Source organism: Pseudomonas sp. FME51 (assembly GCF_014897305.1).
Genome location: NZ_JABUYN010000004.1, coordinates 357,802 through 382,218, shown reverse-complemented (window position 1 = coordinate 382,218; position 24,417 = coordinate 357,802). Strand labels below are relative to the sequence as shown.

Genomic DNA, 24,417 nt, shown 5'->3' with positions numbered 1-24,417 from the left:
GAACAGGCGGTCACGTTGAAACGGAATGGGTGGTCACGATGGCGCGGAATACGCAGGCGGTAAGCGATGTTGCTACTTGGTCCCACGGGCCCATATGTATAGTCAGCATTTCTCTTCGTGCGAAATGCCATTTCCCGGCCAAACGCACATATTCGTCTTGGTACCGCACAGCCCCAAACAGACTCTGGCCGCTCATGGCAATTTCGAGGTGGGCGCCAACCAAGCCGGTTGCGCTATTCTCACCAGTGAAAGAGACCAGGCTGTAATCAGGAGTATGGATAGTGACGCCCATATTGGCCCTTGCATTACGCAAAAACGTCATGATCGTTGAGCGATCAGTTCCCCCTGTGAATTCACCCGCACAGAAGACGGCATCAGGAGAGAAAAGCGCCTCCATCGTTGCGTAGTCATCATCGTCTGTCGCAACAAAATAGCGGACGGCTAGATCCTGTAACTCAGCGCGATCTTCCAGTGCTTTGAGCCTGCGTTCGACATCTGACATGATGCATTTCCTTTCTTTTTTGGCTTGCAATAATCCTGCAGCCTTTATTGGCCACAGTCAACACCAAGGTTGACTGCATAGCTACAAAAGCAAACCTGTGAGCCAACTCCAGTCAACGAAATGGTTGACTAAACCCCCTCATCGGCGTCAATGTTTTATCTGTCTTGCTCTCCCCATCCAACTACAGGAGGCCACCATGCGGGCCATCATTTGCAGAAAATACGGTCCGGCCGAGACGCTGATACTTGGCGATATGGATAGTCCGGGCATAGGGCCTAGTGATATCCGAATCAGGGTGCATGCTGCTGCGATCAACTTTCCTGACAATCTCATCATCCAGGGGCAGTATCAGGCCAAACCGCCCATGCCCTTCACTCCGGGGTTTGAAGTCGCTGGCGAGGTCATTGAAGTCGGCTCTGATGTCACCTCCTATAATGTAGGTGACCGGATCATGGCGCTAACCCGCGACGGCTATGGCGGTTTTGCCGAAGAAGCCGCCGCTCGTGCTGAACTTGCGGTTTCAATACCCGAGGGCATGGATTACATCATGGCATCCGCATTCTACTCATCCTATGGCACTAGCTACTACGCGCTAGTCCAACGTGGCCGGCTACAGCAGGGTGAAACGCTCGTGGTCCTAGGTGCGGCAGGCGGGGTCGGCCTAGCCTGCATTGAGATTGCCAAAGCTCTCGGTGCCAAGGTGATCGCTGTCGCCAGCTCTGCCAATAAGCTGGGGGTTGCTCAAGAGCATGGCGCTGATCATCTGATCAATTACAGTCGAGAAGATTTGAAACAGCGCGTGCTCGAGCTGACCGATGGCCGGGGTGCTGATCTATGCATGGATACTGTTGGTGGCGAAGCCTTCAACAGCATGTCGCGCTGTATGAACCATGATGGCAGGTTGTTGATTGTCGGCTTCGCCAGTGGACAGATTCCAGAGATTCCGGCCAACTTGCTATTGCTGAAGAATTTTCAAATGGTTGGCATCTTTTGGTGGCCCGCGGTTCAACGCAATCCGGATCAGCATCAGGCCAGCTTTAGCCATCTATCGGATATGTACAGGGCAGGCAAGCTGAGCCCCCTGATTTCAAGAACCTATCCACTGGAAAAAACCCCGGAGGCACTCCGGGCCATATTATCCCGCAACCTGACCGGCAAATTGGTAGTCACGCCAACTAGCCAGTCTTTCTAGTAAAGCATCAGTAGCCTCGCTCAGCCAGACTGCTTTGTTGCCATGAGTTGATATACCGGATCAGTCGGGAAACGGGCGCCCCGCGTGAAACCATCCAAAGGAATTGGTGCTTCCGTTTCAGCCCAGGCGTCAACCTTGTGCCAATCCAGCACTACGGTGCGTTGGTCAATTTTCCATTCATCATTGCGTCTGGATAAACGGTCCAGATAACGCGCTCCCATTACATCCGCCAACCGCGGGCGATCCTTACGTATCAACGTCGCCACGACCTGTGACTCGGAACGTGCACTATCTCCGTCAACCTCGATCAGTACGTTGCTAATAGAGTGCGTGGTCGCCACGTTGGCCGCAGCCAGGCGAGCGGAGACGAAGCGTGCAAAATCGCTCCCCGATCCTCGCCAGTAACCGTGGTCATCATAAGCGTCATCATGATAGACGGAACGAATTAACGTCTCGTCGCATCGATCCGCGCCACGACAGTAGCGGACCAGCACTTCATAGATAGCTTGTTTATCCAGCAATACGTGCATTGCTTTATCCATACCTTCCTCACGCTCTGATTGTGATTTCTTCCAGTCAATTCCGCCCGGCTCAAATACTATTGAGGCTGTCAAACACCCTTTCGCACCTCGAATATCAACACAAATGTTGACCCAGATAAAGCAGGAATGTTATTGATAGCGTAAATATGCAGGAAACCAGAACCTGCCTGGCTGCCCTGCGACCAGGCTACTGTCGGTATAACCCAAGGCATAGGAGTAATTCAGTGAACGCACCCAACGACCTACGCGAACACAACAAAGAGGTAGTGCGCCACTTTCTGGATGTTTTTTCGACCGGCAACGTAAATGCGATTATCGAGTGCCTGGACGATGAATGTACCTGGTGGGTATCTGGAAATGTACCCGGCATTTCAGGCAGTTACAGCAAGCATGAGATGGGCCAACTGTTGGGCGGCATCGTTAATGTATACAAGCGGGAAGCCCTACCGATTACACCCAACGGATGGACCGCGGAAGGCAAGCGTGTTGCGGTGGAGGCAGAGTCTTGCGCGGAGCTGAACAATGGGAAGGTGTTTAGAAACACCTACCACTTCCTGTTTGAAGTAGACGGCAATCACATCACCGGCATCAAGGAATACAGCGACACATTGCATATGTATCAGACCTTCATTGCCGAGTAGTCCATAGCATTACCCCGACAAGGGGATAACTAACACAGTACCCAGCATAACAACAAGAGGGCAAGATTATGGGAAGATTAGGACGCAAAGTGGCGCTAATTACTGGCGCAGCCAGAGGCATGGGCGAATCCCATGCTCGGCGCTTCATTGCTGAAGGGGCAAAGGTAATTCTGACCGATATTTCAGAGGATGCTGGACGGCCCCTGGCCCTGGAACTCGGCAGCAACGCGCTATTTCTGAAGCACGACGTGACATCTGCGTCGTCCTGGAAATCTGTCATTGCCTCCGCTGAAGAAGCCTTTGGGTCACTCAATATATTGGTTAACAACGCTGGCATCCTCGGGCCCGTAGCAAATACCCAGCAGCTCACGGAAGATGATTACCTGAAAGTCTGCAATGTAAATCAACACTCCGTATTTCTGGGTATGCAGGCGGCTATTCCTTCCATGCTCAAAGCGGGCTCGGGATCCATTGTGAATATTTCATCTATTGCCGGCATGGCCGCGAACTATGGCTTTCCGAACCTTGCCTATGTGGCGAGCAAATTTGCTGTCCGGGGGATGACGAAGGCAGCCGCAATTGAATATGGCAGAAAAAACATCCGCGTAAACTCAGTGCATCCAGGGTTTATTCAGACTCCGATGATGGTTGAGGCAACCGATGAAAGCGGGGGCGATGCCTTGGATCTGATACCTCTAGGGCGTATTGCCGACCCTGCTGAAGTATCCAACCTGGTGTTATTCCTGGCATCTGATGAAGCATCCTACATCACTGGCAGCGAATACCTTGTAGACGCGGGCATGCTCGCCCAGTAGTTCGACTAACATGCCCATCATTTAGATAATTAATAAAACCTGCTTGCGCAGCGCAATAGGAAGATAAAAAACCATGGCACAACGTCAAATATATGTTGTAGGAGCGGCCCGTACGGCCATCGGCAGCTTCGGCGGCAGCCTGAAAGACCAACCCTTGACCGAAATTGCAACTACAGCAGTCAGCGCCGCGCTGAGCCGCTCTGGCGTTGACCCCGCGGCGGTCGGCCATGTGGTCATGGGTAATGTCATCCCCACCGAGCCAAAGGACGCCTACCTCAGCCGGATAGCCGCCATGGACTCGGGCATCCCCAAGGAAACCCCGGCGTTCAACGTCAATCGCCTGTGTGGCTCGGGGCTGCAGGCCATTATTTCAGCAGCCCAATCGATTCTGTTGGGCGATACCGATATTGCCATTGGTGGTGGCGCGGAAAGCATGAGCCGCGGTCCTTTCATCATGCCAGCCATGCGCTGGGGTGCCCGCCTGGGCGATGCCCAGGCAGTAGATTATATGAACGGCATTCTGCATGACCCCTGGCAGGGCATCCATATGGGCGTCACCGCCGAGAATGTTGCCAAACGCTACAACATCAGCCGCGAAGCGCAGGACGAACTGTCTCTGGAAAGCCAGCGGCGAGCCGCCCGAGCCCGGGACAAGGGCTATTTCAGCGAGCAGATCGTGCCGGTGAGCATCCGCACCCGCAAGGGCGTGATCAGTTTCGACACTGATGAGCACATTCGTGAGGATGTCAGCCTGGAACAACTGTCCGGCATGAAGCCGGTGTTCCAGCGGGATAATGGCAGCGTCACCGCAGGCAACGCTTCGGGTCTGAATGATGGCGCCGCTGCGCTGGTACTGGCGGAAGGGGATGCGGTCAAGCGGCACAACCTGGTACCCCTGGCGCGCCTGGTCGGCTATGCCCACGCGGGCGTGGAGCCAGAGTACATGGGCATCGGTCCGATCCCCGCGACTCGCCTGGTGATGCAGCGTACAGGCCTGAGCCTGGCGGACATGGATGTGATCGAAGCCAACGAAGCCTTTGCCGCGCAGGCCTGCGCCGTGGTGCAGGAGCTGGAACTGAACCCCGAGATCGTCAACCCCAATGGTTCCGGCATCTCGCTGGGTCATCCGGTCGGTGCCACCGGCGCGATCATCAGCACCAAGGCCATATATGAATTGCAGCGCACCGGTGGACGCTATGCACTGGTTACCATGTGTATCGGCGGCGGTCAGGGTATCGCGGCCATTTTCGAACGCGTTTGATACAGGACAGGAGAATAACAGGATGATAATCCGCAACGTAGGCGTGATTGGCGCCGGTACCATGGGCAACGGCATCGCGCAGGTCTGTGCCAGCGCTGGCTTTCAGGTCACCATGGTCGACCTCAACGAAGCGGCACTGGAACGTGCCCTGCACACTATCGACCGTAGCCTTGAGCGCCTGGTACAGAAAGAAAAGTTGAATACCGAGGACAAGCAGCAGGCGCTGGGCAATATCCGCACCAGCACCGAACTGTCCGCGCTGGAATCCGCCGACCTGGTGATCGAAGCCGCCTCCGAAGCGGAACAGGTCAAGCTGGCGCTGATCCGTCAGGTCGACGCGATTGTCTCCGAGCAGGCCATTATCGCCAGCAACACCTCCTCGATCTCGATTACCCGACTGGCCTCGGCCAGCAGCCGGCCGGAGCGGGTCATCGGCATGCACTTCTTCAACCCGGTACCGGTCATGGCACTGGTCGAGTTGATTGGTGGTCTGCAGACCAACGAGACAACCCGTCAGGCAGCCACCGAGTTCGTCACTGCCATCCACAAGACCGCCATCAGTGTGCGCAACAGCGCCGGCTTTGCGGTCAACCGCATCCTGGTACCGATGATCAACGAAGCGGTATTCGTCCTGCAGGAAGGGATTGCCAGTGCCGAGGATATCGATCTGGGCATGCGCCTGGGTTGCAGCCACCCGATCGGCCCGCTGGCATTGGCTGACCTGATCGGCCTGGATACGCTGCTGGCGGTCATGGAGGTGTTCTATACCAGCTTCAACGACAGCAAGTACCGCCCTGCCCCGCTGCTGCGCGAAATGGTCGAGGCTGGCTACCTCGGACGCAAGAGCGGTCAGGGCTTCTATCACTACCCGGCCTAGTGCCGGGCGGTTCAATGCAAGGAAATACTCATGTCCGATCTGCCATTAACGGTAGAGCAATCCGGCAAGTTTGTGCAGTTGCAATTCAATCGCCCGACATCCCTCAATGCGATCGATAGCGCCATGGCCGGGGCCTTTCTACAGGCGGTAACCGAGGCCGTAGCGGATGAGCGTATTCGCGTCATCATTCTCAGCGGCGCGGGCCGCTCGTTCATGGCCGGAGGTGATATTGCCCAGTTCAGCCGTGACCCAGAGAGTATTCCAGAAGGCTTGATCGAGCCGATGAATCAGGCCATCCAGTTGCTCAACGCCAGCGACAAGATAGTGCTGGGCAGCGTGCAAGGTCCGGTAGCCGGGGCGGGCATGAGTCTGGCGCTAGCCTGTGACCTGCTGATTGCTGCAGACAATACCCGTTTCAGCTTTGCTTATACCGCATTGGCCGCGAGTGGCGATCTGGGGATCACCTGGACACTGCCACGCTTGCTGGGTCTGCGTAATGCTTTGGCTGTAGCCTTGCTGGGCGACAGCATCAAGGCAGACGAAGCCCAACGGCTGGGACTGGTCAATCGGGTGGTGGAAGCAGAACAACTTGCAGAACAGACCCTCAATCTGGCCAATCAGCTCGCGGAACTACCGGCACTGGCCAGCGCCAGCATCAAACGGTTGATGCAAGCCGCACTGCAACAGGATCTGTGCAGCCAACTGGCCGCCGAGAAGCAGGCTTTCAGCCAGTGCATCGAACAGCCCGAGTTTCATGCAGCGGTTGCCAGGTTTCTGGTCAAGCGTAGATAGTGGTGGCTGGTCTAGCCCAGGCTCATGCAAGCGGGTTATTCTTTACAGCCCCATCAACCGCCCCCTCTCCCGCTCCGCCCTCTCCCTCAGAAAATCCCAGGTCACCCGCATCCGCGCAATGTCCTTCAGCTCAATTGGCATCAGCATCCAGAAGGTACGGATGAAGCGGATCTGCGCCGGCATGATCAGGCTCAGACGCGGATCCTGATCAGCAGTGAACGCCGGCAGAATGCCCAATCCGGCGCCAGCGGCGATGGCTTCCTGCTGGGCCAGCACGCTGGTACTTCGCACCCCGACTGCGCCGGAACCGGCGATTTCGTCAAGAAACAGTAGGTCCTTACTGAATACCAGATCATCCACATAGCTGACGAAGCGGTGTTTTTCCAGGTCGCTGCGGCTGGTGATCGGGCCGTGCTGCTGCAGGTAATCCTTGCCGGCATACAGGCGCAACACATAGTCGGTGAGCTTGGTAATGATGAACGGCCCGCGCTCTGGGCGTTCCAGAGTGATAACAATATCGGCCTCATGGCGGGACAGGCGCACGGCGCGCGGCAGCGCCAGCAAATCGAGGTGCAGGTGCGGATGGCGGTGACTGAGCTCACTCAATTGGCCGGCCACCAGCATGGTGCCATAACCCTCGGTAGCACCGATGCGCACCTGGCCGGACAGGGTTTCACCCGGATTGGGCAGCGCCTGCTCGATACGCACGCTGGCCCCTTCCATCAACTCGACTTGCGGCAACAGGCTGCGCCCGGCTTCGGTCAGGGTGTAGCCACTGGTATCACGGAGAAATAGCGCCACGCCCAGGCTTTTCTCCAAGGCCTGCAGCCGTCTGGATACCGTGGTGTGGTCCACGCCGAGGCGCCGCGCCGCTGTGGTCAGCCGCCCTGCTCTGCTTAATTCGAGAAAAAACCGCAGGTTATCCCAGTCCATACCCACCCCCTGTGCAAAAACGCAGACCCAACTTGCGAATGAGCCAATTGTTTATGGGAAAAACGCACTGCTACTATCCATGACATCTTCCAAGACGACAAGGGCCGCGGCCCAGAGGACAACAATGAGCAATAACAACATCCCCACCGTCAAACTGCTGATCAACGGCGAATTCATCGAATCAAAGACTGATCAATGGCGCGACGTCATCAACCCCGCGACCCAGGAAGTCCTGGCCCGTGTGCCCTTCGCCACCCAGGATGAAATCAATGCGGCGGTAGCCGGCGCCAAGCAGGCCTTCAAGACCTGGCGCAAGACGCCGATCGGCGCCCGGGCGCGCATCTTTCTCAAGTACCAGCAGCTGATCCACGAGAACATCAAGGAGCTGGCCGCCATCCTCACTGCCGAACAGGGCAAGACTCTGGCCGATGCCGAGGGCGATGTCTTCCGCGGCCTGGAAGTGGTCGAGCATGCCTCCGCGGTGGGCAACCTGCAGCTGGGCGAGATAGCCAACAACGTGGCCGGCGGCGTGGATACCTATACTCTGATGCAGCCGCTGGGCGTCTGCGCCGGCATCACGCCGTTCAACTTCCCGGCGATGATCCCGTTGTGGATGTTCCCGATGGCCATCGCCACCGGCAACACCTTCGTGCTCAAGCCCTCCGAGCAGGACCCGATGGTCACCATGCGTCTGGTGGAACTGGCGCTGGAAGCCGGTATTCCAGCCGGTGTCTTGAACGTGATCCACGGTGGTGTGGACGCAGTGAACGGCATCTGTGACCACCCCGACATCAAAGCCGTGTCCTTCGTCGGCTCCACCCATGTCGGCACCCACGTATACAACCGTGCCACCCAGGCTGGCAAGCGTGTGCAGTGCATGATGGGCGCCAAGAACCACGCCATCGTCATGCCCGACGCCAACAAGGAACAGACCCTGAACAACCTGATCGGTGCCGCCTTCGGCGCAGCCGGTCAGCGCTGCATGGCCTTGCCGGTAGTCATTCTGGTGGGCGAGGCACGCAACTGGTTGCCGGAGCTGGCACGCAAGGCGCAAACCCTGAAGGTCAGTGGTGGTGTCGAGCCGGGCACCGATGTCGGCCCGGTCATTTCTACCGCAGCCCTGGAACGCGTCAACGGCTTTATCCAGAAAGGCATCGACGAGGGCGCCGAGCTGGTACTCGACGGCCGCAACCCCGACGTACCCGGCTACGCAGACGGCAACTTCGTTGGCCCGACCATCTTTGCCGGCGTCAAGCCGGGCATGACTATCTATGATGACGAAATCTTCGGGCCGGTGTTGTGCGTGATGCAGGCGGACAATCTGGATGAGGCCATCGACATCATCAACGCCAACCCGAACGGTAACGGCACCGCCATCTTCACCCGCTCCGGTGGCATAGCCCGCCGCTTCCAGGAAGATATCGACGTTGGCCAGGTGGGTATCAACGTGCCGATTCCAGTACCGGTCCCGCTGTTCTCGTTCAGCGGCTCACGCGGCTCCAAGCTGGGTGATCTGGGTCCCTACGGCAAGCAGGTAATCCTGTTCTACACTCAGACCAAGACCATTACCGCGCGCTGGTTTGATGACGACGAGCAGGCCGCGGCGGTCAACACCACCATCACGCTGAAGTAAGTCTTATAGGCCGGCTACCAAAAATGGACCGGCCTCTTTTTGTTGGAGTAGCGACATGAGTTTTGAAACCATTCTGATCGAGACCCGCGAGCGTGTGGGCCTGATTACCTTGAACCGCCCCCAGGCGCTGAATGCGCTGAATACCCAGGTGCTGGATGAACTGAACCAGGCGCTGGACCAGTTCGAGAACGACCCGAAGATCGGTTGTGTAGTCCTGACCGGCTCCAGCAAGGCCTTCGCTGCTGGTGCCGATATCAAGCAGATGGTCGATCTGCAATACCCCGGCGTGTTCATGGATGACTTCTTCTCCCCTGCCGACCGCATAGCCAACCGCCGCAAGCCGTTGATTGCCGCAGTGGCTGGCTACGCCCTGGGTGGCGGCTGCGAACTGGCAATGATCTGTGACTTCATCTATGCCGCCGACAATGCCCGCTTCGGTCAACCCGAAATCAACCTGGGCGTACTGCCCGGCATCGGCGGCACCCAGCGCCTGACCCGCGCCATCGGCAAGGCCAAGGCAATGGAAATGTGTTTGACCGGTCGCCAGATGGATGCCCAGGAAGCCGAGCAGGCTGGCCTGGTCGCGCGCATCATTCCGGTCGACCAACTGCTGGAAGAAACCCTGAAGACTGCTCAGGTCATCGCCAGCAAGTCCCTGCCGAGCGTGATGATGACCAAGGAGTGCGTCAATCGGGTATTCGAGAGTAGCCTGAGTGAAGGTGTGCGTTTCGAGCGCCGGGTATTCCACTCGATCTTCGCCACTGCCGACCAGACCGAAGGCATGCAGGCGTTTGCCGAGAAGCGTAAACCCAATTTCAAGCATGCTTGAGCATCAATACAACTAGCTGACAAGAATAAGAGGTAGCTCATATGAAAATCGGATTCCTCGGCCTCGGCAACATGGGCGGCCCCATGGCCCACAACCTCATCAAGGCCGGCCATCAACTGACCGTATTCGATCTGTCCCAGCCCGCCGTTGCCAACCTGGTAGAGGCCGGCGCCAGCGCCGCGCCCAGCATTGCCGCGCTGGCCGGCAGCGATGTGGAAATGATCATCACCATGCTGCCCGCCGCCCAACATGTGAAAGGTGTCTATTTGGGTGAAGACGGCCTGCTGGCCAAAGTGGCACCCGAGGTGCGGTTGATCGACAGTTCCACCATCGACCCCATGAGCGCCCGGGAAGTAGCTACTGCCGCGGCGGCAAAGGGCAACCGCATGATTGATGCGCCGGTTTCCGGCGGCACCGGTGGTGCCGCGGCGGGTACCCTGACCTTCATGGTCGGCGGTGAACAGACCGACTTCGACGCCGCCCTGCCGGTATTGCAGGCCATGGGCAAGAACATCGTCTATTGCGGGCCGAGTGGCAATGGCCAGGTCGCCAAGGTGGCCAACAACATGCTGCTGGGCATCTCCATGATCGGCGCGGCCGAGGCCATGAACCTGGGCGTCTCCCTGGGCATGGACCCCAAGGTACTGGCTGGCATCATCAACACCTCCAGCGGCCGCTGCTGGAGTACCGATACCTACAACCCCTACCCCGGCGTGCTGGAAAGCGCCCCGGCGTCCCGCGGCTACACCGGCGGCTTCGGCACCGATCTGATGCTCAAGGATCTGGGGCTGGCCACCGAGGCCGCCAAGCAGGCACGCCAGCCAGTAGTGCTCGGCGCCCTGGCGCAGCAGTTGTATCAGACCTTCAGCGGCCAGGGTAATGGCGAGCTGGATTTCTCCGCCATCATCAAGATGTACAACGGAGCGATCGAATGACCGAGCAGAGCGTACTGGCCGAAGTGCGTAACGGCGTCGGCCACCTGACCCTCAACCGTCCGGCCGGGCTCAATGCCCTGAGCCTGGAGATGGTCCGCGGCCTGCGCCAGCAACTGGACGCCTGGCACAACGACCCGGCCGTGCATTTAGTCGTGCTGCGGGCCAATGGCGAAAAGGCCTTCTGCGCCGGCGGCGACATCCGTGGTCTGTATGACAGTTTCAAGGCAGGCGATGGTATGTACGTCACCTTCTTTGAAGAGGAGTACGCCATGGATCAGGTACTCCATGGCTACCCCAAGCCCGTGCTGGCACTGATGGACGGCTTCGTGCTCGGCGGCGGCATGGGCCTGGCCCAGGCTGCCTCGCACCGCGTCGTCACCGAGCGGGTGAAGATGGGCATGCCGGAAACCGGTATCGGCTACTTCCCGGATGTCGGCGGGAGTTATTTCCTGCCCCGCCTGGAGGGCGCCATCGGCCAGTACCTGGGTGTGACCGGCTCGCATATCCGCGCTGCCGATGCCCTGTACTGCGGCCTGGCCGATCATTGCATCAGCAGTGATCTCGTCGCGGAGCTGGATCAGGCGCTGAACAGCCAGAGGTGGTCGGATGACCCGGCCCGCGATCTGGATCAGTTGCTGCACAAACGTGCCTCGCAGAAAGTCCCCGGCTCGGAAGTCAAGGCGCTGCGCTCGGCCATTGACCGACACTTCAGCCATCCGGACATGCTCAGGATTCGGGCTTCCCTGGCTGCCGAAGATTGCCCCGCCTATCAGGACTGGGCCGAGCGCACCCTGGCAGCCATCGATAGCAAATCACCGCTGGCCATGAATGTGACCCTGGAACTGCTGCGTCGCGGCCGCGAGTTGGATCTGGCAGATTGTTTCGCGCTGGAGCTGCACCTGGACCGCCAGTGGTTCGCCAAGGGCGACATCATGGAAGGCGTACGGGCGCTGATTGTCGACAAGGACAAGAGTCCGCGCTGGAACCCGCCCACGCTGGCCGAGGTAAAAGCAGAACAGGTCGCGGAGTTCTTCGCCGGCTTCACCGCACACAGTACCAATGAACGGCGCCAGGCCTGACGGATAGGGAGACGGAACACATGCACGATATCGAACTTAACGAAGACCAGCGCATGATCCGCGACATGGCCCGCCAGTTCGCCCAGAGCGAGTTGGCGCCGCGTGCTGCGGAATGGGACAAGTCCGGCTGGATCGATGATGCCGTGGTACGCCAAATGGGCGAGCTGGGTCTGCTGGGCATGGTGGTGCCCGAGGAATGGGGCGGCAGCTACGTCGACTATGTCGCCTACGCCCTGGCCGTGGAAGAGATCGCCGCCGGGTGCAGCGCCACGGGGGCAATGATGAGCATCCACAACTCGGTGGGCTGCGGCCCGTTACTCAAGTTTGGCAACACCGAGCAGCAAGAGACCTGGTTGCCGGATCTGGCTACTGGCAGGGCGATTGGTTGCTTCGCCTTGACCGAACCCCAGGCGGGCTCCGAAGCCCACAATCTGCGCACCCGGGCGGTATTGGACAATGGCGAATGGGTGATCAACGGCGCCAAGCAGTTCGTCAGCAACGCCAAGCGGGCGCAGCTGGCTATCGTCTTTGCCGTGACCGACCCAGAGCTGGGCAAGAAAGGTCTGTCGGCATTTCTCGTACCCACCGACAATCCCGGTTTCAAGATCGAGCGCATGGAGCACAAGATGGGCATCCGCGGCTCGGATACCTGCGCCGTGACCCTGGATGACTGCCGCATTCCGGAAGCCAATATGCTCGGACCCCGCGGCAAGGGCTTGGCCATTGCTCTATCCAACCTGGAAGGCGGCCGTATCGGTATCGCCGCCCAGGCCCTGGGCATCGCCCGCTCGGCCTTCGAGGCGGCGCTCACCTACGCCCGCGAGCGCACCCAGTTCGGTGTGCCGCTGACCGAGCACCAGAGCATCGCCAACATGCTGGCCGACATGCACACCCGCATCAATGCCACGCGGTTGTTGATCCTGCATGCGGCCCGCCTGCGCACCGAAGGGCTGCCCTGCCTGTCGGAAGCCTCCCAGGCCAAGCTGTTTGCCAGCGAAATGGCCGAGGATGTTTGTTCCAAAGCTGTGCAAATTCACGGCGGCTACGGTTATCTTGAGGATTATCCGGTGGAGCGGCTGTATCGTGACGCGCGGATTACCCAGATCTACGAAGGCACCAGCGAGATCCAGCGGCTGTTGATTGCCAGGGAGTTGAAGAACTACGCATTGTGAGGGCGAAAACGGCCGGGCCACCACCCGGCCGTTGATAAAAAATACCGTTCGGATTGTTTATCAACAGAAACTCGACTAGCATCCATAATAATAAAGCTCGCAGCTGATACATTCAGCTGGCCCAAGACAAAATAAGAACAAATAGAGCAGGACCCTGATGCCATGCATAAACACTATGTCAATGCCGTTACCATCGTTGCCTTCTTCATTGCCCTGTTGACGGTGCTATCCATTCTCGCCGTACACCGCACCAATGTAGCCCATGCCAACCAGTCGACCAGTATTCCCTGCCATACCATGAGCTGCCACGCCATGAACCCAGCCCACTGGCTGTAAGCTCATCTCGCCTGTAGTTTGAACGGCTCGATCAGCCCCACGCCGATCGCCATACCTACCAGCGCCGGCAGGCTCGTGGCCTGCATCCGCTTCATCACCCGTGAGCGGTATAAATCCACGGTCTTGACGCTCACGCCCAATTGCTCGGCAATTTCCCGGTTACTGTAGCCCTGCACCAGCGGCAGCAGTACGTCGCGTTCACGGGAGGTGAGTTGGGTGAGGCGTTCCTGTACTTCTGCGGTTTGTGGGCTGCTGGCGGAGGGGCGCTGGTTCAGGCGCAGCGCGCGCTGGACGCTGTCGAGCAACAGCTGTTCGTTGTAGGGCTTTTCGATGAAATCCACGGCGCCGCCGCGGAAGGCGCGCACCACAATGGGCACGTCGGCGTGGGCGCTGACAAAAATGATTGGCAGTTGGCTACCCCGCTCACGCAGTGCGTCCTGCACGGCGAGGCCGCCCATGCCGGGCATGCGGATGTCCAGCAGGACGCAGGCAGGCAGTGTTTCGCTGTAGTTGTCGAGGAAGGCCTGGCCTGAAGTGTAGGGGATGGCCTGCAGGCCGACCGATTCCAGCAACCATACAGTGGAGTCGAGCATGCCCTGGTCGTCGTCCACTACGTATACCCGCTGCTGTTGCATGTCCATATTCAGTTCTCCGTTGTTTGTTCTTGTAGGTCAGGCAGAGTCGGTAGCCAGCCGTGCAAGCAGAGCCCGCCCTGCTCGGCGGGGCGTGCCTCCAGTCCGCCATCGAAACTTTCGAGAATGCTCTGGCTCATCGACAGCCCCAACCCGAGTCCGTTGGCCTTGCTGGTATAGAAAGGAGTAAAGAGCTTACCCAGTTGCTCGATACTGGCGCCGGGGCCTTGATCAATCACCATCAGGTTGACCCGGCGCTCACTAGCGCTCAGCCGCAGAGATATCTGCGATGGACTGTCTGGATGAAGGTCGCGGTTGGCCTCGATGGCGTTGCGCAGCAAATTAAGCAGTACCTGTTGTACCAGTATCGGATCCACATGCACATCGGGCAGTTCTGGTGGAATCTGCTGGATGATGTCCACCTGTTGCTGCTGGGCTTCCCAGGCGCACAGGCGCAGAGCGTCCTCTACCAGTTGCGCCGGGCTGACCCGCTGGGCCTTGCGCGGCCCCTTGCGCAGAAAGGCACGCATGCGCTTGATCACTTCGGCGGCATGTTGAGCATGGCCAGTGATGCGCTCCAGTCCCTGAGTGAGGCGCTGGCCAGCTTCGCCCTCCGGTTGCAGTGCCGTAAGATAGCGCTGGCTGGCATTGGCGTAGTTGACGATGGCGGCCAGCGGCTGGTTGATTTCATGGGCGATGCCGGAGGCCAGTTCACCCAGCGCTGCCAGCCGGGTGGCGTGGGTCAGCTCTTCCTGCAGGCGCCGGCTACGCTCCTCGCTCCGCACCCGTTCGGTGATGTCTCGGGACACACTGATGTACTCCACCACGTTGCCGGTATAGGTTTCCCGGATCGCCCGACTGGCCGTTTCAAACCACAGATAATGACCGTCGCGATGGCGGATCTGGTAGCTGACAGTCAGATAGCCGTCCTGCTCCAGAGCCTTGGCGTAGCGCTGCATGAGGCCGTTCCGTTCCTGCGGATGGATCAGTTGCTCGATCCCGCGGCCGCGCAATTGCTCCGGCCAGTAACCCAGCAGCGCCCAGGCTGCCGGGGACGCGTCGAGAAATTCGCCAGCAGGTGTGTGCCGGGAGATGAGGTCGGTAGTGTTCTCGATGATCAATCGATACAGGCGGCGGGCCACCTGGGCCTGCTGATAGGTTTGCAGATTATCGGTGGCGTCCTGCGCGCGGCCCAGCACATGCCCTTCCACCAGCGGAAAGAATGTCCATAGCAGCTGCCGCCGATCCGGGGTTGCCACCTGCACCCCGTCAATGGCGCGCTGCTGTTCCAGTACGGCTTTCACCAGATGCCTGTGATTCTGCGGCAGCAGCTCGTCCGGCGCCGTGCCGGCTGCCAGCCAGGCGTGCATGGCTGGGTTCCAGTCGCACAAGCGTGCCTGGGCATCGAAGACCGCCGCTGGCAGGGGGTCGGCGGCGGGGAGTAGCCAGCGTGCTGCTGGCTCGGCTTTGTTCTTGTTTGGCACCCAATCACCTATAGTAAAATTACTATATTACTTTAGTAATACTTCCAATATCGAACGAGATAACCTATAACTAGCCTCAAGCAATACAAGGGAATGCCCAAAAGATAACGCATTCTCTCTAAACAAGAGCTAATAAAACGCCATACAGGATACGACCCATGTCCATCTTTCAGGAAGGCCTCCCGGCCACCGCTGTCAATCACACTGCCCTGTCGCCGCTGACCTTCATCGAACGCACGGCCAGTGTCTATCCGAGTTACCCTGCCGTTGTGCATGGCGCAGTGCGCCGCACCTGGGCCGAGACCTATACCCGCTGTCGCCGCCTGGCATCGGCGTTGAAGAACCGTAACATCGGCAAGGGCGATACCGTCGCGGTGATGCTGCCGAATATCCCGGAAATGCTCGAAGCGCATTTCGGCGTACCGATGATCGGAGCGGTGCTCAATACCCTGAACGTACGTCTGGATGCCGAAGCCATTGCGTTCATGCTGCAGCATGGCGAAGCCAAGGTGCTGATCGCTGATCGCGAGTTCAGCGATATCGTGCACGCGGCCATTGGCATGCTCGACCACCCGCCGCTGGTGATCGACGTCAACGACCCCGCATATGGTGAAGGTCAGGCCACCAGCCCCCTGGATTACGAGGCCTTTCTGGCCGAAGGCGATCCCGACTTCGTCTGGCAGTTGCCCGATGACGAGTGGGATGCCATCAGCCTGAACTACACCTCCGGTACCACCGGCAATCCCAAGGGCGTGGTCTATCACCACCGCGGCGCTTTCCTCAATGCCATGGGCAATCAGATGACCTGGAACATGGGCCAGCACCCGGTGTACCTGTGGACGCTGCCGATGTTCCATTGCAACGGCTGGTGCTACCCCTGGACGGTCACTGCCATGGCGGGTGTACATGTATTCCTGCGCCGGGTAGACCCACAGAAAATCCTCAATCTGATCCATGAGGAGCAGGTCACCCACATGTGCGGCGCCCCCATCGTGTTGAACGCGCTGGTAAATATGCCGCCGGAAGCCAAGGCAGCCATCGATCACCCGGTACACACCATGGTTGCCGGCGCTGCACCACCGGCCAAGGTGATTGGTGCCGTCGAGGAAATGGGTATCAAGGTCACGCACGTCTATGGTCTGACCGAGACCTATGGCCCGGTTACCGTCTGCGCCTGGCATGATGATTGGGATCAGTTGCCACTGGATGAGCGCGCCACCATCAAAGCTCGCCAGGGCGTGCGTTATCCGACCCTGGAGGGCGTCATGGTCGCCGACCGCAAGACCATGCAGCCGGTCCCGCGTGACGGCGAGAGTATTGGTGAGATTTTCATGCGCGGTAATACCGTGATGAAAGGTTACCTGAAGAACCCCGCCGCCACCGCCGAGGCATTCGACGGCGGCTGGTTCCATACCGGCGACCTGGGCGTCTGGCATGCCGATGGTTATGTGCAGATCAAGGACCGCCTGAAGGACATCATCATTTCCGGCGGCGAGAACATCTCCACCATCGAGGTCGAAGGTGTGCTCTACCGTCACCCAGCGGTGCTGGAAGCGGCGGTGGTGGCCAAACCCGATGACAAGTGGGGCGAAACGCCCTGCGCCTTCATCACCCTCAAGGCCGGACAGACGCTCCAGGAAGCAGACATCATCAGCTTCTGTCGCGACCATCTGGCGGCCTTCAAGGTGCCCCGGCATGTGATCTTCACCGAATTGCCGAAAACCTCCACCGGCAAGATTCAGAAATATGTTCTGCGGGACTGGGCCAGTCAACCCGAAGTCAGCTGATCGAGCTTCCAGAGAAACACTGAAGTAAAGCTGCAATGCGCCCTGCAGGTACCGCAGGGCCGCCGACCTGACCGGCGGATATTTCCTGTTTCACAACAACAATAAGCCAGCGGACAGCCAGGCCACGAGGCTCTGCGCCTGCCGTTTGGCCAAAGGAGTATTACATGCAAGTGTACAAACGCGTCGATGGTACCGAACAACCTTACTGGCCCTGTGGACCATTCAAGGTCCGCCTGCCTTTCATTCACTACCGCTGGGAAATGGCAGAAATGCTTCAGGCCCTGATCATGTTTGTGGTCAGCCTCGGCATGATCCCGCTACTGCAGGCCTATCTCGGCCTGCCCTATGATGTAGCGCTGGCCTATGTGGTGGTCTGTGGTGTTGGTTTCATGCTGCCGGCGCTACTCGGTGTGCCTTTTGTACCCGGCTGGATTACGCCTGGCATTCCCGTGGTTCTGCTGTTCCTCGGTGATTTCGAACCCGGCCCGGAAGCCATTCAGGCATTGTTCGCCTTGCAGTTTCTGGTGTTTGTCATCTTCCTGTTCCTCGGTATCACACGCCTCGGTAGTGTACTGGTCCGGCTGATTCCGAACTCGATGAAGGGCGGCATCATCATTGGCGCCGGTATTGCCGCACTCATTGGTGAAATCGAGACCGGTGGACGGCTGGCTGCCACACCCTTTTCTCTGGTAATCGGCAGTCTGGTCTGTCTTTACTTGATGTTCTCAGTGTCCTTCAAGGGGTTGACCGAGCGGGTTCCATTTGCGCGCAAAGTGGTCAACTACGGCATGGTACCTGGCATGCTCGTGGCCATCTTCGTGGGTATCATCACCGGCGAATATGAGATGCCGGATGTCCGCTTCGGCATCACCGCACCCGCATTCGCCGAGATGTGGAACTACCTGCCATTCACCCTTGGCTTCCCGGATGCCAAGGTGTTCATGCTGGCCATACCCACAGCGGTTATCGCCTACATCATTGCCTTTGGCGACATCATTGTTGGCCAGTCTCTGATGCAGCGCGCTGACGAGCTGCGCACCGACGAAGTGATCGAGAACAACATTGACCGGGTGCATCTGGTGACCGCCCTCCGCAATGCGATGCATGCCTTCTTCGCGCCCTCTCCCGGTCTGGCCGGCCCCTTGTGGACGGCCGTTGCTGCCACCATGGCGGAACGCTACAAATATGGCCGCCATGCCATGGAGTCGATCTACAGCGGTGCCGGCACCTTCTGGATTACCGGCTTTCTGGCGCTGTTTCTGCTGCCGCTGGTGAGTTTCTTCCAGCCGGTCCTGCCGATTGCCCTGTCGCTGACACTGATTCTCACCGGCTATATCTGCCTGATGGTCGGTTTCGAGCAGCTCAACAACAATACCGAGCGCGGCATTGCCGGCACCATGGGCGTGGTACTGGCCGTATACGGTGCTGGTTGGGGGCTGGCCGCAGGTGTGGTGCTTTACATCCTGGTCGAGCGCACTCATCTGCTCAAGTTCCGCAGTATCAGTAAGCCAGCCAAGCCAGAACAGAATCAGAGCTGATCGCCTCAGCGTTTCTTTGCAATCATCCCTACGCCGGTCATTGCACCGGCGTAGGGATACAGGGGAGTTCCTTATGCGTACTTTCACCACCCTCGAAGGCAATAGCCAGCGACTGGACGGCGGCGCCATGTTCGGCAACGCACCCAAGGCGCTGTGGTCACGTTGGGTTGAAACAGATGAACACAACCGCATCGCCCTGAGCTGCCGCGCCTTGCTGGTACAGGAGGACGATCGCAACATTCTCATCGAAACCGGGATCGGGGCTTTTTTCTCTCCGGAAATGAAAGAACGTTACGGCGTGGTCGAGCGTCAACACGTTTTGCTCGACAGTCTGGCTGAGATCGGCCTCACCCATGAAGATATGGATGTTGTGATACTTACTCACCTGCACTTCGATCATGCCGGCGGCCTGTTGAGCGCCTGGCAGGAGGGCAAACCTTCCGAGCTGCTGTTCCCCAACGCCACTTTCATCACCGGCCATCGCCACTGGGCACGTGCGCGGCGGCCACATCCGCGGGATCAGGCCTCCTTCATTCCGCAACTGCTCGGTTTGCTTGAAGCCAGCGGGCGCCTGGAGCTGGTTAAGGACGGTCAACACTCTCCCACCCTCGGGCCAGACTGGCGCTTCCGCTTCAGTGATGGTCACACGCCGGGACTGATGTTACCTGAATTCGATATGCCCGATGGTCCTGTGGTATTTCCCGGTGATCTGATCCCCGGCGCGCCCTGGGTACATCTGCCGATCACCATGGGCTATGACCGTTTCCCCGAGATTCTGATCGGCGAGAAGGAAGCGCTGCTCAATGACATGGTTGCCGATAATGGACGCCTGGTATTCACCCATGACGCGAAAATTGCCGTGGCACGCATCGGGCGCGATGAGGAGTCGGGACTCTACCGGGTTCGCGATACCAGCGATAATCTGCAGAAAGCAGATCATTGAGCTATCAATGGAAGTCCCTGCTACGAGTAGCCAGGCCATTCAACATCGGCGTCAGGTCGACCAGACGAGAGGCAATGAGATGACGAACACCCTCCTTGGTCTCCAGCCGGCCATGTACCTGAAGCATGCTCGATAGCACCAGCTCCTTGCGCTGGCGCTCGGCCAAGGCGCGCCAGACCACCACATTGATCATGCCGTGTTCATCTTCCAGGGTGACAAAGGTCACTCCACTGGCAGTGCCGGGGCGCTGCCGGCCAGTCACCAGCCCAGCGACCGTCACCGGACGACCATGCTCAAGCGCCTTTAACTCCTTCGAATCGCGGCAGCGCCGAGCACGCAGTTGCGGGCGCAAAATGGCCATGGGGTGGCGTCCCATGGTGGTACCGACCAGCGCATAGTCAGCCTGCATTTCTTCCGCTTCCGACGGCAGGGGTAATGTTACCGGAACCTCGGCCAGCGCTGGCTGTCCGGCAAACAACGGCAGCTGAGGTTCAATACCGGCCATAGCCCAGCGAGCGCAATAGCGGTTGCCAGCCAGCCCACGCAACGCCCCGGCATCAGCCAACAGATCTCGGGCACGAGCATTCAAGCCCGTTCGCAGGCTCAGGTCACTGACATCGGTAAAAGGCTGCTGCTGGCGGGTCCGTTCGATCAGTCGAGCATCTTCGATATGAAAACCAGCCACCATGCGCCATCCCAGACGAATACCGAGCTGACCATCGCCGCAGCGCTCCAATGAACAATCCCAATCGCTGTAACGCACATCCACCGGAAACGTCTGAATGTCATGCCGGCGGGCGTCCTGCAGCAACTGATCGGGACTGTAGAAGCCCATCGGCCAGCTGTTGATCAAAGCGCAGGTGAAGGCGGCCGGTTCATGGCATTTCAGCCAGCTGCTGGCGTAGGTCAGCAAGGCGAAACTGGCCGAGTGGGATTCTGGAAAGCCATACTCACCAAAGCCTTTGATCTGCTCGAAGAGGCGCTCGGCAAACTCGCGGTCGTAGCCGCGCTCAAGCATGCCGTTGGTGAGCTTTTCCCGGTGTGGCTCCAATCCGCCGCGACGCTTCCAGGCGGCCATGGCGCGGCGCAGTTCATCTGCCTCGCCTGCGGTATAACCCGCAGCGACAATGGCCAGTTCCATCACCTGCTCCTGGAACAGCGGTACACCCAAGGTGCGCTTCAGCACCTTTTCCAGTGCTTCTGATGGATAGGTGACCGGTTCTTCCCGGTTTCGCCGGCGCAGATACGGATGCACCATATCGCCCTGGATCGGCCCAGGACGCACGATCGCCACCTCGATCACCAAATCATAGAATTCCCGAGGCCTGAGTCGCGGCAACATACTCATTTGTGCCCGCGACTCGATCTGGAACACGCCGATGGTGTCAGCCCGGCCGATCATGTCGTAGGTCGGCCCGTCATCTGCCGGAATGGTCGCCAGGGTCAGTTCGCGGCCCCGGTAATGACGCACCAGATCGAAACAGCGGCGCAGCGCGGTGAGCATGCCCAGTGCCAGGATATCCACCTTGAGCAGGCCGACGGCGTCCAGGTCATCCTTATCCCACTGGATGATGGTGCGCCCGTCCATGGCGGCATTTTCCACCGGTACCAGGGTATCCAGCGGTTGCTCGGAGATGACGAAGCCGCCTGGATGCTGGGACAGGTGACGGGGGAAGCCAATCAGTTGCCCACTCAGGGTCAGAACCCGGTGCAGTATCGGACTGTCCGGATCGAAACCAGCCTCGCGCAGCCGCTCCGGCGTGGGAATATGATCGCTCCAGCGTCCGCAACAACGCGCCAGAGTATCGACCTGCTCGGCTGGCAGCCCCAGCGCCTTGCCCACATCCCGCACGGCACCGGCGGTATGATAGCTGCTGACCACGGCGGTCAGCGCGGCGCGGCGGCGGCCATAGCGGCGGAACACGTACTGGATCACTTCCTCGCGCCGCTCGTGTTCGAAATCCACATCGATGTCCGGCGGCTCGTTGCGCTCGCGGGACAGAAAGCGCTCGAACAATAGATTGCTGTGCACCGGGTCGATCTCGGTGATGCCCAGGGCAAAGCACACCGCCGAGTTGGCCGCCGAGCCGCGCCCCTGGCAGAGGATATGCTGGCTGCGGGCAAAACGGACGATGTCATGCACGGTCAGAAAATAGCTTTCATATTCCAGGTCGGAAATCAGCGTCAGCTCTGTCTCGATCTGCCCGCGCAGCTTGGCGGAAATACCGGCGGGCCAGCGCCAGGCGATACCCTCCTCGGTCAACTGCCGCACCCAGGACGCCGGGGTATGTCCTGCCGGTACCAGTTCGCGGGGGTACTGGTACTTCAGCTTACTGAGATCGAATTGGCAGCGTTCGGCAATACGCAGCGTTTCGTCCAACAACGCCACCGGATAGATACCGACCAGCACCTCTCGACTGCGCAGATGCCGTTCGCCATTGGCGAACAGGCGGTGACCGGCTTCGTCCACCCGACAGTGGTGTCGGATGGATGTAATGGTGTCCTGCAATGCCCGACGCCCGCGGGCGTGCATGTGCACACCCCCGGCGGCCACCGCCGGAATATCCAGGCTGGCAGCCAGCGCCTGCAGCCGGGCCAGACGCTGAGCATCATCGACGCCCTGATGCAGCTCGATAGCCAACCACAGGGACGCGGGAAACCGGTCTTTCAGCCAGACGCCGGTTTTGCTGACGTCCTCATTATCCGCAGGCAACCATAACGCCAGCAACCCGGACATATCAGCGCCGATATCCTCACGCAGCAGCCGATAGCATCCCTTTTCCGCACGCCGCCGGGCCAGGGTTATCAACTGGCACAGCCGTTGATAGCCCTGCAGGTTCTCCACCAGTATCACCAGCTTCGGCCCGTTCTCCACCTGCATTTCACTGCCGACGATCAACGGCAACTGATGTTCCTTCGCCGCCTGCCAGGCCCGCACGATCCCGGCCAGGGTACATTCGTCAGTGATCGCCAGAGCCCGATAACCGTGCTGATGCGCCCGGGCAAACAGTTCATCGGCACTGGAGGCGCCCCGCTGAAAGCTGAAGTTGCTCAGGCAATGCAACTCGGCATAGGCCGCGTTCATGCGAACCAACCCTGCAGCATGAACGGCCCTGAGCCGTCGGCCGCGCGCCAGACCCAGGCCCGACGCCCGTCCCGGGTGCGGACCATATAATAGTCCCGCCGCAGATCGCCGGCATCCCACCAGCCCGACTCGATACGCTCGGGGCCAGCGATAATCTCGGGCACCAGGTCATTCAGCAGCTGCGACTCGGTCAACAACCAGCCAGGGCGCGGTCGCTCATCGTGCTGTCCTGCTCTGCCGCCCGCCACATCGGTACACCAACTGCGCTCCGGACGGTGATCAGCCACAGCGGCCAGCCCATACACGGTCTGGTCTCCCAGGCGGGCACGCAACCGTTCACGCAGTTGCTCCCAGGGCTGGGATTGCTGCGGCCGTTCGACAAAGAGCGCCTGTGATTGCGGTACGAAATCCGGCAGGTTCGGCGCCGACAGGCGCAGCGCCAACACCGGTGCGGGCAGTTGTAACTGCTCCAGGCGGCCACGCGCCACATCGAACAATAATTGAGTATCGCGCTCCGGCGTCAGCAGGCCCACCGGCAACGGGGTAGCTGCCAGACTGCGGTGTTCCAGCGCCAGCATGAGTTGCTGCACGCCACAGTCCCGGCCGGCAAGAAAAGCATGCAGATCGGCGATCAGCCGGCGCAGCGGGAACAGCAGCGCCTGATGGTTGTTGACCTCGAAGTTGAATTCGATCCGTGCAGCAAACTCATCTGCCGGCTGGAAGTTGCCAAGCGCCAGCGGCTGATGGCCCAACAGCGTATCCAGATGCCACAGCACATCCTTGGGGAAACGTCGGCCCAGGGTATCCCGTGGCAATACCAGCAACTGTTTCACCTGCCGCAGCCCCATGCGGGCCAGGGCGGACACTGTGTCGGTCGGCAAGCCACAGCGACTGATGGGCAGGCGTTCGATTTCTCTCGGCAAGGCGGCATCGTCAACTGCCAGGCCATCATGCACATTGGCCAACGCCCGCGCCGCCGCCGGGTTCGGCGCCAACACGATGCGGTGCTGAAAGCCCAGCTCGGTCAGCTCGGTGCGCAAACGCTGTTCGAAACGCGGCCAGGGGCCGAACAGTCCCAGACTGGACTCGATTTCCAACAGCAGAGCCCGAGGATAATCCAGACTGACATGGGAACTAAAACGATAGGCCCAGGCGGCCAGGAAATGCTGCCAGTGATCAATCTGTTGTTGATCATACTCGGCCACGGCAAAACCACTGGTCAGTGCTTGCGCGGCAATCAGCGTCTGACCGGGCTTGAGCCCCAGCTGACGAGCTGCGGGATTGGCTGCCCGGATAACCCGGCGCTGCGCCGGGCCGGCTACCAGCACCAGCGGCTGGGTCTGATCGTCACGGCTGCGCGATACGCCATCCAGCGCCAGTTGAGTGAGCAGAATACAAGCCCAGCGCAT

22 protein-coding genes are annotated in these 24,417 nt (G+C 59.5%); 15 read left to right on the top strand and 7 right to left on the bottom strand.

Annotation, left to right across the window (positions count from 1 at the left end; genetic code table 11):
* Positions 1-10 precede the first annotated feature (10 nt).
* On the bottom strand, positions 11-502 hold the full coding sequence (locus INT39_RS10075) for a nuclear transport factor 2 family protein (protein ID WP_193073763.1): 492 nt from the start codon (positions 500-502) through the stop codon (positions 11-13).
* A 196-nt stretch (positions 503-698) separates the two neighbouring features.
* On the opposite strand from INT39_RS10075, the gene INT39_RS10070 reads away from it, so the two are divergent.
* On the top strand, positions 699-1,694 hold the full coding sequence (locus INT39_RS10070) for an NADPH:quinone oxidoreductase family protein (RefSeq protein WP_193073762.1): 996 nt from the start codon (positions 699-701) through the stop codon (positions 1,692-1,694).
* Positions 1,695-1,714: 20 nt separating this feature from the next.
* Here INT39_RS10070 and INT39_RS10065 read toward each other — a convergent pair whose 3' ends face one another.
* On the bottom strand, positions 1,715-2,236 hold the full coding sequence (locus INT39_RS10065) for a nuclear transport factor 2 family protein (RefSeq protein ID WP_193073761.1): 522 nt from the start codon (positions 2,234-2,236) through the stop codon (positions 1,715-1,717).
* Between the two features lie 224 nt (positions 2,237-2,460).
* Here INT39_RS10065 and INT39_RS10060 point away from each other — a divergent pair, with 224 nt between their 5' ends.
* The 5 genes from INT39_RS10060 to INT39_RS10040 all read left to right on the top strand — a co-directional run bounded on the left by INT39_RS10060 (position 2,461) and on the right by INT39_RS10040 (position 6,622).
* Positions 2,461-2,877, top strand: coding sequence for a nuclear transport factor 2 family protein (locus INT39_RS10060; RefSeq protein ID WP_193073760.1), 417 nt, complete (start codon positions 2,461-2,463; stop codon positions 2,875-2,877).
* Positions 2,878-2,945: 68 nt separating this feature from the next.
* Complete coding sequence (locus tag INT39_RS10055; RefSeq protein WP_193073759.1) at positions 2,946-3,692, top strand: glucose 1-dehydrogenase; 747 nt, start codon at positions 2,946-2,948, stop codon at positions 3,690-3,692.
* A gap of 73 nt (positions 3,693-3,765) precedes the next feature.
* The gene (locus tag INT39_RS10050) at positions 3,766-4,953 is read left to right on the top strand and encodes an acetyl-CoA C-acyltransferase family protein (protein WP_193073758.1); all 1,188 of its coding nucleotides are present in this window, start codon (positions 3,766-3,768) and stop codon (positions 4,951-4,953) included.
* Between the two features lie 22 nt (positions 4,954-4,975).
* The gene (locus tag INT39_RS10045; protein ID WP_193073757.1) at positions 4,976-5,830 is read left to right on the top strand and encodes a 3-hydroxybutyryl-CoA dehydrogenase; all 855 of its coding nucleotides are present in this window, start codon (positions 4,976-4,978) and stop codon (positions 5,828-5,830) included.
* 30 nt (positions 5,831-5,860) lie between these two features.
* A complete protein-coding gene (locus INT39_RS10040; RefSeq protein ID WP_193073756.1) occupies positions 5,861-6,622 on the top strand; it encodes an enoyl-CoA hydratase/isomerase family protein in 762 nt (253 codons plus the stop codon).
* Between the two features lie 42 nt (positions 6,623-6,664).
* Here INT39_RS10040 and INT39_RS10035 read toward each other — a convergent pair whose 3' ends face one another.
* Positions 6,665-7,555, bottom strand: coding sequence for a LysR family transcriptional regulator (locus INT39_RS10035; protein WP_193073755.1), 891 nt, complete (start codon positions 7,553-7,555; stop codon positions 6,665-6,667).
* 124 nt (positions 7,556-7,679) lie between these two features.
* Between INT39_RS10035 and INT39_RS10030 the strand changes: the two genes are divergently transcribed.
* The 6 genes from INT39_RS10030 (at position 7,680) to INT39_RS10005 (ending at position 13,539) form a co-directional block, all read left to right on the top strand.
* The gene (locus INT39_RS10030; RefSeq protein ID WP_193073754.1) at positions 7,680-9,188 is read left to right on the top strand and encodes a CoA-acylating methylmalonate-semialdehyde dehydrogenase; all 1,509 of its coding nucleotides are present in this window, start codon (positions 7,680-7,682) and stop codon (positions 9,186-9,188) included.
* Between the two features lie 55 nt (positions 9,189-9,243).
* Positions 9,244-10,017: an enoyl-CoA hydratase gene (locus INT39_RS10025; RefSeq protein ID WP_193073753.1), complete on the top strand. Its 774-nt coding sequence runs from the start codon at positions 9,244-9,246 to the stop codon at positions 10,015-10,017.
* Positions 10,018-10,058: 41 nt separating this feature from the next.
* Entirely contained in the window at positions 10,059-10,952 is an 894-nt protein-coding gene (gene mmsB / locus INT39_RS10020; protein WP_193073752.1) for a 3-hydroxyisobutyrate dehydrogenase, read from the top strand.
* Complete coding sequence (locus INT39_RS10015) at positions 10,949-12,031, top strand: enoyl-CoA hydratase/isomerase family protein (RefSeq protein WP_193073751.1); 1,083 nt, start codon at positions 10,949-10,951, stop codon at positions 12,029-12,031. The genes mmsB and INT39_RS10015 overlap by 4 nt, the downstream gene beginning before the upstream one ends.
* A gap of 20 nt (positions 12,032-12,051) precedes the next feature.
* Positions 12,052-13,203, top strand: a complete 1,152-nt coding sequence (locus INT39_RS10010) for an acyl-CoA dehydrogenase family protein (RefSeq protein WP_193073750.1) — start codon at positions 12,052-12,054, stop codon at positions 13,201-13,203.
* Positions 13,204-13,365: 162 nt separating this feature from the next.
* Entirely contained in the window at positions 13,366-13,539 is a 174-nt protein-coding gene (locus tag INT39_RS10005) for a hypothetical protein (RefSeq protein WP_193073749.1), read from the top strand.
* Between the two features lie 2 nt (positions 13,540-13,541).
* Here INT39_RS10005 and INT39_RS10000 read toward each other — a convergent pair whose 3' ends face one another.
* Both INT39_RS10000 and INT39_RS09995 read right to left on the bottom strand, forming a co-directional pair.
* Positions 13,542-14,174: a response regulator transcription factor gene (locus INT39_RS10000; RefSeq protein ID WP_193073802.1), complete on the bottom strand. Its 633-nt coding sequence runs from the start codon at positions 14,172-14,174 to the stop codon at positions 13,542-13,544.
* 8 nt (positions 14,175-14,182) lie between these two features.
* Entirely contained in the window at positions 14,183-15,655 is a 1,473-nt protein-coding gene (locus INT39_RS09995; protein ID WP_319021341.1) for a PAS domain S-box protein, read from the bottom strand.
* 158 nt (positions 15,656-15,813) lie between these two features.
* Here INT39_RS09995 and INT39_RS09990 point away from each other — a divergent pair, with 158 nt between their 5' ends.
* The 3 genes from INT39_RS09990 to INT39_RS09980 all read left to right on the top strand — a co-directional run bounded on the left by INT39_RS09990 (position 15,814) and on the right by INT39_RS09980 (position 19,923).
* Positions 15,814-17,442, top strand: a complete 1,629-nt coding sequence (locus INT39_RS09990; RefSeq protein ID WP_193073748.1) for an acyl-CoA synthetase — start codon at positions 15,814-15,816, stop codon at positions 17,440-17,442.
* 164 nt (positions 17,443-17,606) lie between these two features.
* Positions 17,607-18,980 (top strand): solute carrier family 23 protein, encoded by a 1,374-nt coding sequence (locus INT39_RS09985; protein ID WP_193073747.1) that lies wholly within the window; start codon positions 17,607-17,609, stop codon positions 18,978-18,980.
* A 73-nt stretch (positions 18,981-19,053) separates the two neighbouring features.
* Positions 19,054-19,923, top strand: a complete 870-nt coding sequence (locus tag INT39_RS09980) for an MBL fold metallo-hydrolase (protein WP_193073746.1) — start codon at positions 19,054-19,056, stop codon at positions 19,921-19,923.
* Between the two features lie 4 nt (positions 19,924-19,927).
* Here the strand turns inward: INT39_RS09980 and INT39_RS09975 are convergent, their stop codons facing one another.
* Both INT39_RS09975 and INT39_RS09970 read right to left on the bottom strand, forming a co-directional pair.
* Positions 19,928-23,008, bottom strand: a complete 3,081-nt coding sequence (locus INT39_RS09975; RefSeq protein ID WP_193073745.1) for an error-prone DNA polymerase — start codon at positions 23,006-23,008, stop codon at positions 19,928-19,930.
* Positions 23,005-24,417: a Y-family DNA polymerase gene (locus tag INT39_RS09970; RefSeq protein ID WP_193073800.1), complete on the bottom strand. Its 1,413-nt coding sequence runs from the start codon at positions 24,415-24,417 to the stop codon at positions 23,005-23,007. The genes INT39_RS09975 and INT39_RS09970 overlap by 4 nt, the downstream gene beginning before the upstream one ends.